This is a genomic window from Escherichia sp. 10290, from assembly GCF_030295155.1.
GTDB classification, from domain to species: domain Bacteria; phylum Pseudomonadota; class Gammaproteobacteria; order Enterobacterales; family Enterobacteriaceae; genus Escherichia; species Escherichia coli_F.
Genome location: NZ_AP025741.1, coordinates 1,984,298 through 2,002,616 on the forward strand (window position 1 = coordinate 1,984,298; position 18,319 = coordinate 2,002,616).

An 18,319-nucleotide genomic window follows, 5' to 3' on the forward strand; every position below is an offset into this window, starting at 1 on the left:
TATTAGTTCCGATTGAGTTTATGCTTATTAATTAGGTCAGTTGTTACTGCATGGTTGCCTTAATACGCGGTGTTAATGCACCGTAATCATTGATCGTCTGAAAGCTGATATCCCCGGATGCACCGTGAGGGAAATCCACAGAAATCTCACCTTTTGGAGGCACCATGGTGTTTGGGAGATCGCTATTTCCTGCTTTCATATTCGTTACGGTAATGAAGTAGGGGGTCGGATTAATAAGTGTCAGTTTGCTACCACTGCGGCGGAAACGAAGCATTTCCGGAGCTTGGTCAGGTGCCATTGCCAAATTCGTTGGGCGATAGAACATTTTTATGCGGCTAATAATTGCGAGCTGTAATGTATTTGCATTTTTCTGATCTTTTTCCATAGCAGGAATAGCTTTGACATTTACCCAAAACAGGCTTTCCCGGTCGCCCGGTAACTGATGATTAGTGGCGTTGATAATCCGCAGCGTATTCTCTTTTTTGCCTTGCATAGAAAAAAGCGGTGGGGTAATGACAAACTGGGTATCTTTTTGGTCACCCGCATTTTCTATCCATGACTGAATAAGATAGACACTGGCAGGATCATTATTCGTGACAGGCAATAAAACCTGTTTCTGATTTGCTGGAAAGATTACACGAGTTGCACCTAGAGCTACCGCTGCATTGGCAATGGTACTATGGCAAAGAAAGACCAATGAAAGTAATACTGTCGCCATAAAAGAAACAGAGTAGGGCGTACGAGTCGTCTGCATCTGATGTGTTCTCCATGTGTTGATAGGCTAAGCGGGGGAAACCGTCACATCAGAAAATGGTAAATATTGCTAATGCTATAGCGGATGGCCGGGTTTCCAGACTTAATGCGCTGGTAATAAAACTTGGTTCTCTATTGAAATAAAAAATTGTCTTCAGAGTGATTTTTAAAATCACAGTAATTTTAACTGCCTTGTTTATTAATCGTTTAGATACTCTATGATTTTTTCATATCGTTCCAAAATATAAGTCATTCCTTAGTAATAATGAGATAAACATTGATGAATTTTTTCGGGTGTGAGTAGCCATGCCACACACACCCTGTTTTAATTTCAGATGACGCATAGCCACCTGAATACTGAATTATAGGTATTGGACTTTGAAGGTCGCATCTGCATTTGCAGTACCGGCCACTGACTGCCCGAGGGCAATATAACGAGCCTGGAATGGCAGTATATTCGTGCCATCAATCAAGTCAGTTTTAGCGCTAAAAGTTGCCCCATCCAGTATTAATACCTCCCCCGTACGGTCCAAAATTTGGATACCGACATTCTGGGCAGAGCCTGCCGCTGAACTCTGAAGCGCCAGCGTATCGTCATTACTGGTGACAGTAGTCCCCAGGAATGCAACAGCCGCATTACTGGAAACATTGGTATCACAATCATTCAGCTTGATATTGAAGCCTACAGCGCTACTGAGGTCACCCGCTTTAGCCAGGCGAGAAGAACGGACCTGACCCAGTTCAACCGTTTGGTTCATTGATTCTGAGTCAATCGCACAAGCGGCATTTACCACTTCACCTTTAAAATGAATAACACCGCCATTAACGGTGGTAGTAACTGACTCATCACCTTCGGCAGCGTTAACCGCAGCCGAAGACATCGCCAACACAGATACGACAATCATTCCGACATGTTTGAGTTTCATAATTCTCCAAAGTTTATATTTAAGCAGCTGAATAAAGAAATATAACAATTCAGTCATTCTGTTATTGCTTATAAAAAAGAATCATTCTTGATTAGCCTGTCACCCTGAAAATATAATTTCCTGAGTTATTACATCTGATGAAGAACGATAATATCTTTAAATCACAAGGACGCTCAGTCACAACAAGCTTATAACTGCACTTGTTGTAGAGAGTATTTTCAAAGACTTTTTTATATCGCCAAATAACATGACGATTTCATTATGCATGATGTTTATAAACAACGTCTAAACAGAATATTATTGCGAATAAGGAAAATGTCAGGAAAGGTCAAGACTTATTAATGTTTTATATGACCAAATAACATTAGGGTTGCTTGATGTTTTTTTGTTGTCATTATTTCTTGATGGATTATTATTTGGCAATCTATCATCCACGCACCAATCTTATTGTTGAAGTATCAGGTTACCCGGTATTTGCGGCTGGGGAGGTATGGTTTTGAACGACGCCGCAATGGATGCCCGCGTGAAAGCGATGGCTACTAACGTGATGTACGACATGAGCCGGGCGCTGGGCCATGGCGTAGGTGAGGGCAAAGACCGTTATTTCACCGCCGACCGTCGTTCTGTTTACAGTCAGCAGGAAAGTCGTTGCCGCAGGCGACTGTGTGAATCGTCAGTTCATGGCAGAACATCCTGACCAGCTGTGGGTGGCTGATAACTCCGATGGCGCGCTACTTTGAACTTGCTAAGAAAACGCCATACTCTGATGCCGTTCATGCAAACTATCAGCCCAATGAGGAGCATATACAGGAACAGAATAACCAGCTTGAACTTGAGCTGAGAAAATTGAAACGATGTCTATGAATCACACAATTTATTATCGAATACGGTGACCGCCTGAGCGGCCACCTTTAACCGTGGGCAGTTACACAGAATTATTTACAGGGTCCGTCACTACGGCATTTCTCCTGCCACTAGCTACAAGTGGCTTAAACGTTGGACCGATGAAGGTTTATCCGGTCTTCAGGACCAGATACGTACTCTTCAGCCTTCCCCGAACCGTTCGTCCTACGACCTCATTGCGCTTTTTCTTCCGCTTTCCATGCTTTAGCCATGCAGGGGGCCACGGGATGTGCAGGGCCTTACCCCACAACAGTGAGCCCCGGCACTTTTACATTATCCCGCATCTCTTCGCCGAGGGGAGTAAGCCCGTCTGGGGTCAGGTAGGGTTTGACAGTGTCCACATTAATGTTTAGGTTCCGACAGTAATCCTCTAAACTCCTGGCCGCCCGCCGTACACTCAGATCACTCCATTGCCGGAGTTGTCCGTAGGTGAGGCTGGTTTCAGAGTGCCTTGCTATTTCGTCTGTTTTTGGTTTTCCAGTTTCTGTCAATACAATATGGCTGACAATATTTAATTCCCTCAGCAAATCAACAGGAATATCTGACTTATTATCCATCAGTATGTTATCGAACAGCATTTTGTACATGCTTATCAGTTTGTCCTTATTCCCTCTGTCCATACCTTTGGTCCAACCCGAGATGTCTTCGTCGATTTTTGCAAACAGAAACTTTTGTATATCCGCGCCGGTAATGTCAAAATTATCATTCAGCATGGGGAGCGCGTCCAGTATGGTCTTCAGTATTTCCACATGTCCGTGCGCTATGGCTAAAGATATCCCTGTCCAGCCGTTGCCGTTTTTTGAAGCCAGTATATTATTGAGGACATAGTCTTTGGTAATATTAAACTCCCCCTTCATCGAGCAGAGACGGTCCAGCATGGCCTTCACTATTTCCACATGACCATAAGACATAGCATGCGCCATCCCCGTCATGCCATTCGCATTTCTTACAGCCAGGAAACCCAGAATATCCTCTTTGGTAAATACCTCCTTCGGTAGCGCGCAGAGATTATCCAGCATGAACTTCAGCATATTTACCTTCCCATGTGACATGACCTTAAATAAACCCGAGGGGTTTTGGGAAGTTTTATCGTTGAATGAAGACAGTATATTAAAGACATCCTCTTTGCTGAGTTGTAATTTCTCGGCATGGTCGGGGAGTAACCGTTGCATAGCGGTCACTATGTTTTCTTTCCCATTAAGCATGGCTTTGCTCAAAGCGCGATCATCACCCCTACGTGGATTGATTAAATCCCGCATCTCATCATTGGTAATTCCAAACCTCTTGACCACGTCGGGAAGCATTTCCATCATCGTTATCAGTATTTTATCATGTCCTTCCGTCATGGCAATTTCCAACCCTTCAATCGAATTAGATCTCGGATCAGAGTTTTTTGCTTTCAGTAACCTCAGTACATCATTTTTGTTAATGTTATAATTATCGGGCAGTTTGGCGAGCAAGCCCAGTATTGTATCCAGCATGTCATAGCGTCCGTTCTTCATGGCCATATACAAACCCGGGGTACCCCCTTCGCTTGACGCCTCCAGTAATTTTAGCATCTTACTGGAGGTGAGTTCGCCTTTACTGGTAAGTTCGGACAGGTGAAGGCTTTCAATCAAATCTGTATCCCCGTCCCGCATAGCCCTGAACAAAATGCTCTCACCCCTGTTGTCGCAAGCCATCAGCTCTTCTAAAATGTCATACCTGTAAAGCTTGTTCGCAACCAGATCATAGGACGTTTGGTAATTTCTCGGACAATATTTTTCTATGAGGTTTTGTTTAACGTTTGTAAACTCTTTTTCTGTACAACATATTGATTCGTTCCCCCCGGCACAACTGATGGACAACTGTTTCGCTTCCGGGGCAAAGTTTATTTCTACATAAACCTCGCCACTCTCATCCCGGATGACATATCTGTACTTCTCTTCCTGAATGGCGCTTTTAAAAATCAACTTAAGATATTCCATGCCTTCCCGCATATTCTCATTGTTCGGAATTTTTTCGCTTCCTAACAAATGAGCAATAGCATATAGTAACTTTTTGACCCAACTGGAAAATCCTCCGGAACTTGTATCAAGTATGGCTTTGATACCCGCCAGTGGTATCATGTTTCCATTATCGCACAGGTCTTTTGTAGTATTTGTAGTAGAAGATCTGAGTATTATAGTGTGGACATCACCATTAACGGACATCATAATAATCACCTTTTAATTTATCGAACCCATTACTGACATTAACAGAAATCTGAATATTATCCCGGATAATGCCGGGATAAAGATTCACCTGATACTATTTTAAAACCGGAGAAAAACTATCAAATATCGCTCATTTTAAATGATTTCTTTTATGCTTTTGTCATTCAGAAGTTAACCCACCTGGGGCACCTGCCTCACGATATTCGAATTCGAGTTGCAACTGACTTGAACGAGAAATTTACGGGGTCACATGATGATACGATTCATTCCATTCTTCGTTCTAAGCATTCGAGGCAAATGAAGATGAATCAGTGTCTGAAAAAAATCCGATACCAGAGCGACTTAAGGAAGCGAGATGCAGGGCGGGATTATCACAGCGCTCTCTGGGTCTCCTTGTTGGCTTTGACCCTGCATCGGCTAGCAGTCGTATGAATCATTATGAGACAGGACGCCATGTTAAGCCGCCATTGACGATGCATCTTGGTTCATGAAGTAAGTTAACAGTCAATATGATTTAACTTATGTTGAGTATAAATGTGCCGTTGCTAGCGATTGTAGCTGGTGAACTGCAAAACCACCGGAAACGCACCAGATAAATTTTAACCACATGAATACCTGGCAAAATGCGCGAATTTTGATAGCCGGTTCACGGGAATATGGACAGAATCCGGCTTTTCATCAACACATTTTTGTGAGGTATCATGCTCCAGCCTACTTCTTTATCCGGTGCATCCGGTGTATATGTTAAACCCAATGAAAATGAATATTGGGCACCCGATGAATCCAGCCAGACAGCAAACCGTCTTCATATCGGCTATGTATTAACCGATTTATTAAACAATTCATTAAACGATATCGCAGCCAGCAAGACCAGCAAGACCAGCAAGACCAGTAAGACCAGCAAGACCAGCAAGATAGAAAACTGGGATGATTTATCCTCATCAGATTATACAACCATATTACACAACGCATCCGAAGAAACTTTCATCCACATGGTTTGTCGTTCCCTCCTTCACGATCAATGTTTGACCAAAAGTGATCAGCTGACAAATATGTTCCTGAGCTTCGAGTCCACAGACAATCCCAATATTTACACCATCCCGGCCAAAAAGGAAGACCCGCCGATAGGGCTCTTACTGAACCTGTCCGTCGTCGATGAGCCCATCATGACAATGTACATACCAGGTATGCCAAAAGTAGCGTTGTCTGTAACTCTGACTGGCGATAAACCACACTGTAAACTGCTCCGGAAGTATATCGATAAAGTCCCGGACTGGGTGGCCCAGATAACGGCATGGCGTGCCTGGGCCAAGGTGAATGCTCCCGGGGAATACAGGGCAGAAGCTCTTAGTAGGGTGAAGGCATATATATACAATAGAGCATGCAATAGAGCTTCGGCACTGGAACTAGAACTGGCAAATCTGATGCTGACCAGCCTGCCGGAGCTGCCCGCCGGGCTTGAGAAGCTTGATGTGAGTGGAAACCAGCTGTGCAGCCTGCCGGTCCTGCCCACCGGGCTGGAGGAGCTTTATGTGAGAAGAAACTTGCTGGACAGCCTGCCGGTCCTGCCCGCCGGGCTGAAGAAGCTTGATGTGAGTAGAAACCAGCTGTGCAGCCTGCCTGTCCTGCCCGCCGGGCTGAAGCACCTTAATGTGGGTGGAAACAATCTCTTCAGGTCCACCGGGCTGGAGCTGCCCACCGGGCTGGAGGAGCTTGATGTGAGAAGAAACTTGCTGGACAGCCTGCCGGTCCTGCCCGCCGGGCTGAAGCATCTTTATGTGTGTAAAAACCAGCTGTGCAGCCTGCCGGTGCTGCCCGCCAGTCTGGAGAAGCTTGATGTGAGTAGAAACCGGCTGTGCAGCCTGCCGGTCCTGCCCGCCGGGTTGGTGATGCTTGATGTGAGTAATAATCAGCTGTCCGGCCTGCCGGCGCTGCCCGCCGGGCTGGTGACGCTTGATGTGCGTTTTAACCTCATGAGCAGCCTGCCGGAGCTGCCCGGCTATATGAGGACGCTTAATGTGAGTAATAACCAGCTGATCCATCTGCCGGTGCTGCCCGTCAGGCTGAAGGTGCTTGATGTGAGTAATAACCAGCTGACCAGCCTGCCGGACCGCCTGCCCAGCGGACTGGAGATGCTTAATGTGTGTTGGAACAAACTGACCAGCAAGCCCAGCCGGCCGCCCAGCCGGCCGCCCAGCCGGCCGAACGCTTGGTACTTTGGCTGTACGATTAATTATGAACCCCAGAGGCCTCGCTCCGGGGAAAACCCGTCTGCTGAGGTATCGGGCTATACGCCCTGAAGCAGTACAGAGAACAACCAGAACCGTTTGATTTTCCGGGGGGCACCGACTACATCGGCGAATTGCGCAATGGTAAAGCGGCAGTCATGAGGAAAGCCATGCGAAGTCGACGCATTGCGCAACTGAAGGCTATAAAACAGGCGCACCGTAAAAACAGTTTGACCAGTACACCCGGATTAACCGGTGCGCAACAATTTCACCTCATATTCTGGTGGAGACAGATGTAGTGCGTATGGTGTTATATCAATAATTGAAGGAAATCCACCCGCTGTCAGATATGTCAGTAAAACAGGGTATATATCATTGATTGAGCAATTCAGGAGCGTTACTTTTATCCGTATCAGTGCACTGTCTACACGTTTGTGGCTATTCGTTGTTTAATTTGTTGCGTTGAAGTGTTAAAGGTTGCATCTGGGACTGACTGAGATTATATTTTTCAGGTCTAGCATACAGTGGTACGCGCTGCTAACACTCACTATTAGTGAGGCTTATCAGTGCATGAAGGGAGAGGGCGGGGTCGGCTTTGCCCTCTCTTTTTCATGACTGTATTAAACTTCAAATCCTTTTTAAAATTCATTGCCTTATTGTAATATTTTTATTACCAATCCTAATCAGTGTTTTTATTTTTTCATTTATCTTAATATGTCTTTTATCTTGCTTAAGAGAAAGTTTCCGGAATTCATTTTCTCTGCTCGGCACGGCAATTATCAATTCTTCATGTTGGCTTTGATCCCGCATCGGCTAGCAGTCGTATGAATCATTATGAGAAAGGGCGCCATGTCCCCGATATTGATACGATTCGACGGATGGCGGCAGAGTTAAACGTGCCGTTGAACTACTTTTTTTGTGATGATCAGACAACAGCAGAACTTGCATTGCTCATATCCCGGATGACAGAGGAAGAGCGAAGTAGTCTTATCGAAGCACTCAAAACGTCTTCAGGTGTAAAACATGCTGACAAAAAATGACGTTCTTCAAAAGGCTATTGATCTTTTTGAAGGTAACGAAAGTGCAGCATTAAACTGGTGCAATGAACCAAACAGAGCATTACAGTGGAAAACGCCCTCTGAGATAATGGACTCAGAAGAGGGGGTGTTGAAAGTTGCCATGCTCATTTTTCGAATAGAGCAAGGGGTTTATTCATGATTTACGACTCATCTAATTTCTCCAACTAACGGTTGGAGAAATTTGGGAAGGTAAGCAATATACAGAATGACGGAAAGAAATCGTCCATGCCCTTTGCCGAAAATTATAACCAGCATTATGACGACTTGTGTAATTCCCGAATTACATGTTTGGCAACAGACTTTCCACCGGAATAACCGTATTGATTTTTACCGCTTTGACAATTTCTATCAACGATAGGGTATTCTGCGCCAGTTGGTCTTGCAGTTCACTGACTTCCGCCTGCAACTGCTGGTTTCTGGCCAGCAAGGCCTGACGGGTTTTGCGGTTGACGTATTGCTGTTTTTCTTTTGGGCGTAGATTCAACGGGCCAAGTTGCTGATCAACATAGGCAGCAATTAGGCGTTTTCGCTCAAGGCTGCTCAGCGTACTTAAACCACCGTTAACGATACCTTTTGCCTTGAGCCGAATATGCAGAGCCTTGGCGGAAATAGGGGACTTGTCAAAGCCTTCAGCCAGCATCAGTTGTAATTCGTGCTCGATCAGTGTGTCCAGTTCCTTTCGTGAGAGGCAATGGAGAGATATGAAGTTGTTTACCATCATAGGCTATTTAACATAATATACATTATGCGCACCAACATAAACCAAGGGAGAATCCAGTCGTTGGCGGTCATGATTGTCCTGCTCATTAACAACGGCCAAACCCCATATCTTACTTAATACCGTATTCTCAGCTTAAGCGACGGTGCAACCTCAACACATTGGTTTCAACTGCCGTCACCACGTTCTCCGGAAAATCTGTCGGTAATGAAGTCTTCACGTTATCCAGTGCTGCCGGAATCATTCTGGCAAAGTCACTCAGGATTTCATGCATCTGCACTTCCGGAAATTTCAGCACCTTTGCTGTCGCCAGAAAATGTCGCGGATAAATTTTATCGATTGCCGTTTTTTTGCCTTTGGATGCGTTAAGCCCCATTGCCAGTTTGAGATCGCTGATGTGTATTCCTGCGCCACCCAATACCGGAAATGCTGAAATGATGTCGTAAAATGGCGTGAGTCGATAACTGCCGCCAGCCTGAATAAATACGGAGAAGTTTTTTGCATGGCCATCCGTTGCGCCAATCAACCACTGGAACACCTGAAACTTCATAAAATCATAGCGATCTTTCAGCGCCTCGCTGGACCCCATCAAAAAAGCCATGATCCGCGCGATGCCTGGGCCTCCATCTGATTCATATTTCACCGATGAAGGTAAACCGAATGTCTGACACATATCCTCCTGTGGCAAGCGAAGTAAAACCGTTCGCTCAGCATTCCAACGCCTGTCAAAACGTTCGACCGCTAACGCGCGCACATTTCCCGCTTTAATGATTTCTGCGTCCGACACATTCAACCCAAGTTCTTTCGCCAGCAGCAGACAGTAATACTCATTATCAACGCTTTGGCTGAGATCGAGCGTCGCATTGGGCTGCCTGATTTCGCCAATCGGTAATTTAATGATGTGCGTCGTCGGCGTTATTCCTTTCGGAATGCACCAGTCATTGCCTATTCTGAGCAGCGCTGTCTTCTCCTGCGCGCCAGCAACCGAGATGCGAAAGTCATTTTCTTCTCTAATCATGCCTAGAGGGATATCTGCTTTATAAGCCGTTAATACTTCTTCAAGCCTGGCTTCAGTGAGCTGTTCCCATGCCATTATCGGGCGCGTTATGGTTTCATTTTCGGGTAATAACGTTACGGCACCAACGCTATCTCGCCCTATTTCTGACAATAAATCAAACGGTTGTCTGGATTTAGCATGATAACGTTTAACGATCCGGTCACGTACAATCGGGCTATCGGGTAACAGGTTATCGAAGAAGTTAAATACGGCATCAGAGGTGATATTCCCTCTCTGCAATGGCAGCGAAAGTGACAACGGTCTGGCATAACGGTTAGCTAACCACTCCGGTGCATACTTAAAGGTGTGCGCGCCATTGGCTAACTTCGTTAACTCGCCTACCCGCTGGTTGTTCATCCAAGTGACAAGTTTAGGCATTACCACTCCAGATCTTGCTGTTCTGTTGATTCTGGCGAGGCATTTTTCGTGTCGCATAGCGTCATTGAGAGTTCAAGCGACTGTAAAATCTTAAAAAATGTCGTGAGCGTGGTATTGTCAGGATTGTTTTCGAAATTGGAAATTGTCGCCTGCTTAATACCGATTTTTTTCGCCAGCTCGCTCTGCGTCCAGCCATTTTGCTGACGAACCAGTTTCATTGCATTCGCTAATTGCGTTGGGCTATAGATCTTCTGAAAGCTCATCATGTCATACGTCCACAGCATATTTATCCGCTCAAGGGGATATTATCAGTTTTATCCTTTAGTGGGGATAAAGTCAATCAGGAAACACATCTTATCCGCTCTACGGGATAAACACTGTGATATCCGCGATCGCGGATAAAAAGGAGGATTTAAAAGTCGTTTGAAGTCGGCAATATTAAGCAGCCGCATGCCATCTTCGACATGCGGCTTATACGGTTTACCAGCTATATTTCACACCCAGCATGCCCTGAGTATCGCTATAGCCTTTATCACCTAGTTGCACACCAACATTCCCCCACAGGCTAAGGTTGTTATTTACTTTCGCCTCAACCCCGGTACGTACTTCACCGAGATTACGCGCACCATCACGGCTTACGGTTTGACCATTCATCTTCACGGCGTAGACTTTGCTGTTGTTGATCCAGTTCGCTTCAATGTAAGGCTGGAACTCACGCTGTTTACCATTGTCGCGCTGGTGATGACTGTTCAAGTAGGTTTTCACCCCAAGTCGCGTTTGCACGTTTCCGTCACCTTCCGTTTCAATGCGTGTTCCGTCTTTCCGGGTATGGTCAGAATCTTTCACACCCATCCAGGTGATTTGCACCTGTGGCTGGACGTACCAGGTATTCAGCGTCCCTTCGCTGCCGCTAAATGTTCCCGCTTCAAAGGTATATCCACCCTCAACAGAGGCCGTCACACCGCGAGAATCATAGTCGTCAGCAGAACGGTTATCGGAACTGACGCTGTTATCAAACCAGTTATACAGCGCCCAGCTGTCAACATAAGCGCCGGTCTTATTCGCAGCGTTCTGATACCAGGTCGCGTACAGTCCTGCGCTGTAACCGCTGATGCTCCCATCTGATTTATAACCCACACGGTTACTCTGTGTATTACTGTGCTGATTGGCATAGCCAGCCATGACGCCGAGATGCCAGCGATCCTGCGCGTTGCTACTCCACTGCGCCAAATCGCCGCCTAACTGCAATACATAGCGGTTGGCCTGCGTTTTTAACTGACCGTCTCCGGCACTGGAACGTTCATGCCCCCCGACATGTCGCATCCACATACTGGTTGCCGAATCCTGAACTCGCAGGGACTCTGTGTATTGCGGCTCCCCAAGGCGATCGTGTAATCGATGGCTAAACAGCGTATTGGCTGCGGCTATGTTGCTGATATAGCTCCCGGCTTCCGGACGAACCACTGATGGGCCTTCCGGATCCACAACAGGTGGATTATCAATGGGGTCAGGAGTATCCGGCGGCGTTACGCCGTCCCATTTACTGGTGAGATACCAGTTTTTCGCGTCATTCCCCTTCCCTTTAGCCAGCGTGTAGACGTAAGCCCCAGCTTCGACAGTTCCGGTGGTCAGCGCGAAGTTACCTGCAGAATTACCGCCAACCTCAATGAGTTCAATACCGTTGACCGTTTGTGCACCGACGCCGCCAATGTTATCAACCCGAACGCGAGTGTTCCCTTGGGTATCGCCTTTCACGTTCATTTTATCCGTGGGTGAATTATCGCCGCCCAGCGTCGCGTTGAACGTCATCAGGCCATTGTTTCCGGTATAGTTGCCGTTAACGGTCAGTACATTCCCCGGTTTCCCCCCTTCGCTATTCATTTGAACCGTGCCACCATTCTCCAGATTGCCGCCGATAGTGGTTTTGGCGACACGCAGTGTCCCCCCAGGCATAACGTTCACATCACCTGCAGTGGTGACATTTCCCGACATCACACCGCTGTTATGGATATTAATGTGCTGACTTGCCATATTAATGGCAGAGTCGGAACCGAAAGCAATTTCACCACCCACGATATCCGTCGTACCCTGATACGCCGCGGAATCGTTGTTAAGAGTCAGGATCCCGGTCCCCAGTTTTGTCACATCGCCGCTACCGGTGATACTGTGCGTCATCGCCCAGCTACGCTCAGTGGCGATGGTGAGCAGGCCATTATTGATAACGGAAGCATCACCCAGGTTTTTCTGCTCGTTGACGCTGAGCGCGCTGCCTGCATCGATGTTGAATTGCCCCACAAAGCGGCTATTATCGCCATCCAGCTCTACGTCTGTGCTGGCGGTTGCGCTCACGATACCTTTACCGCTTATGCTATTGCGCAGTTCGCCGGTCACGTTTTTTAGCGTTAACAGACCGTCATTGGCAATATTTCCTCTGCCTAACCCCTGCGTATTGTCGAGGCTGACTTCCGCATTTGGGCTAATGCTGGTTAACGCATTGTAGCGTGCATTAAGCCCCTCGATAGCCAGTGTTCCCCCTGAAACATTCAGGTTTCCGCCACCTGTCAGTTCGCCCTGACTGATCCCACCTTTATTCACCGTCAGCGAACCTTCTTTGAACAAAATAGTCGAACCCATCAGCCCGGTGAATGTCTCTACCGTCTGCTCCGATCCATTAAGATCGACGATGGCCGCGTTGCTGATGTTCAGTTCCCGAGTATTGCCCAGCGCGCCATCCGCATCGGTACGTAATGTCCCCATCTGAACATAGGTTGCCCCCTGATAGTCGTTCTGACCGTTGGAAAGCGAAACCTGTCGCACCGTATTGATTGCCAGATCCCCTTCACCACCGATTTTTGCCGACATATCGGCCGTTGCGCCATAGGCTCCGCCATGTTCGGCTAACGTCAGCTTTTGCCCACCATGGATGTTCAGCGCTTTCAGCCCATAGTTAACATACAAACCATCACCAGGTGCGGTCGTGAGTCGGAATCCATAATCACCCTCGGCGACCACTGTTCCGTTTTGTGCAATGTGTAACGTTTTGTCCGCTTCCACCTCGTCGCCCTGTAAATCACGTAACGTTAATGAGCCACCCGACCCAATAACCGTTTGCGCCTTCACCAGTTGAACGCCGACATGGCTATCATCGTGTTCCAGCAAATTGAGCGTAGTCAGAGGGTTATTCGCCATGGGATCATTCCACGGTTTAGGCACGTCGATAAGCACGTCGCCCGTCCCGTTTACCTGATAGTTACGGCCTTTCCAGGTGTAGTCACCCGCGCCGACAACCAGTGTATCGACGCTGATATATCCCTCCGCAAGCGTCGCAGCAGGTATATCCGTATCGAAAGTGAGCGTACCGCCATTCATGGCTAGTCCACCAATGGATTGCTCTCCCACTTTTACCGATGTGGTATTTTCACTGTCAGACTGAAGCATCGCGTGAGTAAGCGCAGCGGTGTTGTCGCGTTCCAGTGTAAAGGTACTGTCTTTCAGTTGGGCAACACCGGCGAATTCAGTTCCTGTTGCATGGGTAAAGCCAAACATTTTGTCGGAGGATGACAGCTGCACTTGCATCAAGCCATCGCCTTTGAGCGCATTGGTCAGCGTGTAATCTCCTGCGCTGTTCGTTGATGCGAGAATGTCGAGCGTACCGGGGCTTGCAATGGTTACTTCACTCGAACCCATGCCTGTTACCCCATCTGCCGTATGTGACGCAATAGTCAGGAGGCCGTCATTGACCAGCGTTTTACCGCTATAAGTATTCCCTGCATTGAACACCGTATGGCCTGCATCATGCATCACTTTTCCGTCTTTATCGTCACCCGTAATCAGCATATCGACCTGGTAGCCGGCATCACTGTTATTGGTATGATTAAAGACAAAAACGCCTTCGCCAAGACCCAACTCCACTTTCGTCGCATTGGTGATAAACCCGGCATCTGCCGCCACCTCACCATGAGCAGCACCAATGTTTAGCGTTCCTACAGCAGGCTCAAAAACACCTAAGTAAACTTCTCCACCTTCGACATTCAGCGTGCCGTTATTCGTCAGGGTTAACGTACCTGTGCCAGTCGTCCCTACGTTCATATTGAATGTTTCAAGAAGAGAGTTCTGCCCATCCACCCGCACGTCGCCCTTACTTTTGTCATTGAGAGCTATCTGTGTATCACGCGCTTTAACTATACCTCCGGTGGTAATATTCAGTTCACCCGTGCCTAATACACCGACCTGTAGCAATTGGGCGTTAGTAGATGACGTTTTTAAATTCCAGAGACTATCCGTTGAAATATTAACTATCCCCTTACCGGAGGCATTTCCTCCGATAAATCCATAGCCCGTTGAATTAAGGGTTGCACCATTACTGACATTTACGATGCCGCTACCAAAATTACCGACATTGATACCTACAGTATCGAACGATGATGTCGCATCCATCAGGTTCAGTGTGCCGATACCGCTTGCTTTATCGCCCAAAAAAGTAATATTTTGCGATACGAACTTACCGCCATCGCTGATATTGAGGTTTCCGACGCCCGCAACACCAATAGTGGTATAGACATTCTTATTGACCTCCCACATCCCCCCCGTGGTGATGCTAACCTTCCCGACGCCGGTTTCTCCATAACCGAGTGAGCTTCCTCCGTTGCTGACAACAAGCCCCTCATTACTGATATTCATTTCGCCGTGGCCGTCATAACCAAGATTAGTTCCGAGATTAGTGATAACGGAGTTCTTATCCTTAACAGTAATGTTGCCTGTGCCTGTTTCTTTCATCCCCGCAGTGATAATTCCCGAATCTACTTTGCCTTCACTCGAGACATTAAGTTCACCGTCGCCAGCATCACCGATATAGATATAGCGGAAAGCTTCGCCCGTTCCGAGGAAATTCCAATGCCCTTTATTGGTCACGTTGACGACACCGTGGGACCCGTCCTGAACGCCCACCAATGAATATTCTTTATTATTAATCAGTCCATTATTGGCAATGTTGACTGTGCCATTACCGAAATATCCATTATAGAGTCTGCGTACCGTGATGACAGAGTCTTGATCCTGCACATTCAGGGTTCCGATACCGGTGAGGTTGCCACCGATAATCGTATTTTCAGCCGTAATTAGCCCCCCATCGCGAATAGTTGCTTCGCCCGTCCCTTGATTACCAATTTGAAATTCAATTGAGGAATCATTATTTTTTATTAGCCACTCGCCACCCTTTTCAACGACAAGCTTACCATTACTGTTCGCCTGATATCCTACAATGGCGACTATTGAACTCGTGACGTAACCCTTATCCGTAATATTTAATGAGCCTGTACCGTAACTCCCTATTTCGAATAATTCGGTCGTCAGAACCGAGTCCTCTCCTTCAACATTGACCGTCCCGACGCCTCCTGTCGAAGAACCTATCCTTAAATATCCTCCGTCAACGTGACCCTTCTGTTTAATATTCAGCGTTCCCGTTCCGGATTGACCCACATTTAAAGGCCTTGCATTATTTCCGCTATCATACAATCGCCAGGTGCCACCCAAAACGTTAACGGTGCCCTCTGAGTCCTCATTACCACCAATGACGCTGGTAGTAATAGTGGTTAAGGAGGCATTACCGCCAGCCAAAATATTAAGCACTCCAGTGCCATACCAACCAACCAGGTAGGCATCGTAAGCAACATCAGTATTAATATTGGTAATCTGACCATTATCAACTTCCAGACTCGCACCAGACGCTGAACCGCTTAGTGCCAGCAAAACACCCAGCGTCAATCTACTGAATTTCGTTGTCAATCCAGAGGATTTACGCAAATTAACCGTTGATGTTTTACCTACCCTGCGAGTTAATTCCGAGCAGGCCTGAAATACCTGTAGGGTGCAATTCCATATCACGCGATAGATTCTATTCATATAAACGCTCCATATACAAACAATACAGCCACGAAAGAGATGAGCCATCAGACGTTAAAAATGAAACTTATTAAGTTGTCAGAGGTCTGTATTGAGTGTTGGTTGGAGGTGGGAAGGTGTCAATTTGGCTAATTTGCTAATACTTTCGAATCGATAGATTAAAAATTGCATAGTTCTTATTTTATTTAAAAATGAACCATGAGTTATTGTTGCTTAATAAGAAAACTGTTTCTTTCAATAAGAAGATTATCATCATCATATTTAACAAAGAATAGCACTAATTGCTAAAAACAGAAGTTTATTAAAACACTTTTTCATCCATTAATGCCTTTAAGAATATTCGCTATAAAATAAGGGTTATGCTTAATGCTTTAAGAAAAATAGCAATTTTCCCTTGAATATAGTACTGGTGATGGAACGATGAATCTGCAAGCTGGCATTTAACAAGCCAGCTCTAAAGAAGGGAAATAAGAATACCAATACTCAAAAACTAACAGCCACAGTCATCATGATGTGGCTGTCAATGAAACTATAACCCAGGCGCTTTCCATAACGACGTCGTCAGTCCATGATCAACCAGCCCCAGCTGATCCTGATAAACTGCCTGCCACTTATCGCGTGAATCCTGATAAAGTTCATGCTTTTCCGGGTCTGGTGTGTGCGTCCGTTCCCAGCGAACCAGGCGTTCTCCGGTTTCTGCCATTGATGAAAAAATTCCGGCACCGACGCCAGCTGCAATGGCACATCCTAATGCGGTGGCTTCTTTGACCACCGGAATATTGACGGGTAATCCCGAGACATCAGCGAGAATTTGACTCCATAATTTCCCTTTTGAACCTCCGCCTGCAAAGACTAACGATGAAGGATGAATATTCGAGAAATCAGCGATTTGCTGCAAGTTACACGCTGATACAATCGCCGCATTTTCTTCCAGCGCACGGAACAATGTCGCTTTGTTACATTTATCCGGGTCAATAGACAAATTAATAAAGGAAGGCGCAGCGTGATACCAGGTTTTAAAGCGCATTCTGTCGGAGAATATCGGCATTACGCCCCACGACCCAGGCGGCACACGACTTGCCATCTCTTCAAGCAACGTATAGGTGTCGATGCCTAAACGTTCGGCAATCAGTTTTTCTTCGGCACAGAAAGCATCGCGGAACCAGCGCATGGTGAGTCCGGTAAAAAAGCTTATAGATTCAGCTTGTACCATGCCAGGAATAACATGAGGATTAACGCGCACGTTCATTTCTGGGTCTGTCACCGGCGCGGCTAAGTTTACAACTTGCTGCCAGAATGTACCGCCAAGAACAGCGGTTTGTGCCGGACGGACAACGCCTAACCCCAGGCAACCAAGTTGCACGTCGCCTCCTCCCACGACTACCGGAGTGCCCGCCTTCAGACCGCAAAGTTCCGCCGCTTGTGAACTTACCACGCCCAGCAATGTGCCGGTTTCTTTGACAGGAGAAAGAATATCGGCCCGCAGTCCGGCCATATCCAGCAATGCAGGTTTCCAGTCACGGGTGGTTAGATCAAGAAGTCCCGTGGTGCCAGCGTTAGAGGGATCCACCGCCAGTTCACCGCTGAGCATATAGGCCAGCCAGTCGCTGATCATGGTGATGGTCGACGCCTGTCGGTAGATATCAGAACGATGGTGCGCCAGCCAAAGTAATCTGGGAATAGCGCTTAAAGCCAGCGTTTGTCCGGTGGCGCGATAAACTTCGTTTTCAAAGGTATTGTTGTGCAGTTCTTTAAGTTCGCTAACTTCGCGCGCCGCTCTGGCATCCACATTGGCGCAGGCCCAGATCGGTGTTCCTTCATTGTTATATAAAACAATGCTTTCGCGCATCGAACATGCCGAAACGGCAGCGATATACTCCGGGGCTATGCCGGCGTTGTGCAGCGCCTGGCGCATACACTCACACGCCAGTTGCCAGTTTTTGTTGAGATCAAATTCCATAGAACCAGGAACGTCCGGTACTGCCAGATGCCGCCACTCCGCCTGTCCCACTGCTATTTGATTGCCTTCCAGGTCGAATATCACAGCCCGAATACTTCCGGTGCCTGCATCCAGCGCCATCAGGTAGTACTTTGATTCTGAAGGGGTAAAGAGTCGAGCCATTAGATTATCCTCGGCTTATGCGTTCTGTCTGTTCCTCTATACGTTCTCCATCATTCCCG

General features: G+C 46.9%; 9 protein-coding genes and 5 pseudogenes. 6 read left to right on the forward strand and 8 right to left on the reverse strand.

All coding sequences use genetic code 11. The annotated features are described in order from the left end of the window. Window positions 1–43 precede the first annotated feature (43 nt). Together QUE74_RS09955 and fimA are read right to left on the reverse strand one after the other, a co-directional pair. Window positions 44–754, reverse strand: a complete 711-nt coding sequence (locus QUE74_RS09955) for a fimbria/pilus periplasmic chaperone (RefSeq protein WP_001195183.1) — start codon at window positions 752–754, stop codon at window positions 44–46. A 361-nt stretch (window positions 755–1,115) separates the two neighbouring features. Then, window positions 1,116–1,679, reverse strand: coding sequence for a type 1 fimbrial major subunit FimA (gene fimA / locus QUE74_RS09960; RefSeq protein WP_001360630.1), 564 nt, complete (start codon window positions 1,677–1,679; stop codon window positions 1,116–1,118). Window positions 1,680–2,136: 457 nt separating this feature from the next. On the opposite strand from fimA, the pseudogene QUE74_RS09965 reads away from it, so the two are divergent. The 3 pseudogenes from QUE74_RS09965 to QUE74_RS09975 all read left to right on the forward strand — a co-directional run. Continuing rightward, window positions 2,137–2,307 (forward strand): annotated as a pseudogene (locus QUE74_RS09965) (alpha/beta hydrolase); the annotation flags it as partial. 89 nt (window positions 2,308–2,396) lie between these two features. Continuing rightward, window positions 2,397–2,543: pseudogene (locus tag QUE74_RS09970) on the forward strand (IS481 family transposase); the annotation flags it as partial. Between the two features lie 85 nt (window positions 2,544–2,628). Then, window positions 2,629–2,766 (forward strand): annotated as a pseudogene (locus tag QUE74_RS09975) (helix-turn-helix domain-containing protein); the annotation flags it as partial. Between the two features lie 55 nt (window positions 2,767–2,821). On the opposite strand, the gene QUE74_RS09980 reads toward QUE74_RS09975, so the two are convergent. After that, window positions 2,822–4,777 carry an ankyrin repeat domain-containing protein gene (locus QUE74_RS09980; protein WP_000987960.1) on the reverse strand — a complete coding sequence of 652 codons (1,956 nt, stop codon included), beginning with the start codon at window positions 4,775–4,777 and terminating at the stop codon, window positions 2,822–2,824. A 311-nt stretch (window positions 4,778–5,088) separates the two neighbouring features. Here QUE74_RS09980 and QUE74_RS09985 point away from each other — a divergent pair. From QUE74_RS09985 to QUE74_RS09995, 3 genes and pseudogenes are all read left to right on the forward strand, one after another. Beyond that, window positions 5,089–5,235, forward strand: a pseudogene (locus QUE74_RS09985) (helix-turn-helix domain-containing protein); the annotation flags it as partial. Between the two features lie 243 nt (window positions 5,236–5,478). Further along, window positions 5,479–7,077 carry an NEL-type E3 ubiquitin ligase domain-containing protein gene (locus QUE74_RS09990; protein ID WP_001363937.1) on the forward strand — a complete coding sequence of 533 codons (1,599 nt, stop codon included), beginning with the start codon at window positions 5,479–5,481 and terminating at the stop codon, window positions 7,075–7,077. A gap of 951 nt (window positions 7,078–8,028) precedes the next feature. Then, window positions 8,029–8,223 (forward strand): MbcA/ParS/Xre antitoxin family protein, encoded by a 195-nt coding sequence (locus QUE74_RS09995; protein WP_000956368.1) that lies wholly within the window; start codon window positions 8,029–8,031, stop codon window positions 8,221–8,223. Between the two features lie 115 nt (window positions 8,224–8,338). Here the strand turns inward: QUE74_RS09995 and QUE74_RS10000 are convergent. The 5 genes and pseudogenes from QUE74_RS10000 to lsrK all read right to left on the reverse strand — a co-directional run bounded on the left by QUE74_RS10000 (window position 8,339) and on the right by lsrK (window position 18,260). Continuing rightward, window positions 8,339–8,724 (reverse strand): annotated as a pseudogene (locus QUE74_RS10000) (hypothetical protein). 208 nt (window positions 8,725–8,932) lie between these two features. Further along, a complete protein-coding gene (gene hipA, locus QUE74_RS10005) occupies window positions 8,933–10,237 on the reverse strand; it encodes a type II toxin-antitoxin system serine/threonine protein kinase toxin HipA (protein WP_001125420.1) in 1,305 nt (434 codons plus the stop codon). Beyond that, window positions 10,237–10,503, reverse strand: a complete 267-nt coding sequence (hipB, locus tag QUE74_RS10010) for a type II toxin-antitoxin system antitoxin HipB (protein ID WP_001296726.1) — start codon at window positions 10,501–10,503, stop codon at window positions 10,237–10,239. The genes hipA and hipB overlap by 1 nt, the downstream gene beginning before the upstream one ends. A gap of 214 nt (window positions 10,504–10,717) precedes the next feature. Beyond that, complete coding sequence (locus tag QUE74_RS10015) at window positions 10,718–16,138, reverse strand: ECSE_1600 family autotransporter (RefSeq protein WP_032194083.1); 5,421 nt, start codon at window positions 16,136–16,138, stop codon at window positions 10,718–10,720. 529 nt (window positions 16,139–16,667) lie between these two features. After that, complete coding sequence (gene lsrK / locus QUE74_RS10020) at window positions 16,668–18,260, reverse strand: autoinducer-2 kinase (protein WP_000113155.1); 1,593 nt, start codon at window positions 18,258–18,260, stop codon at window positions 16,668–16,670. Between the last annotated feature and the right edge of the window lie 59 nt (window positions 18,261–18,319).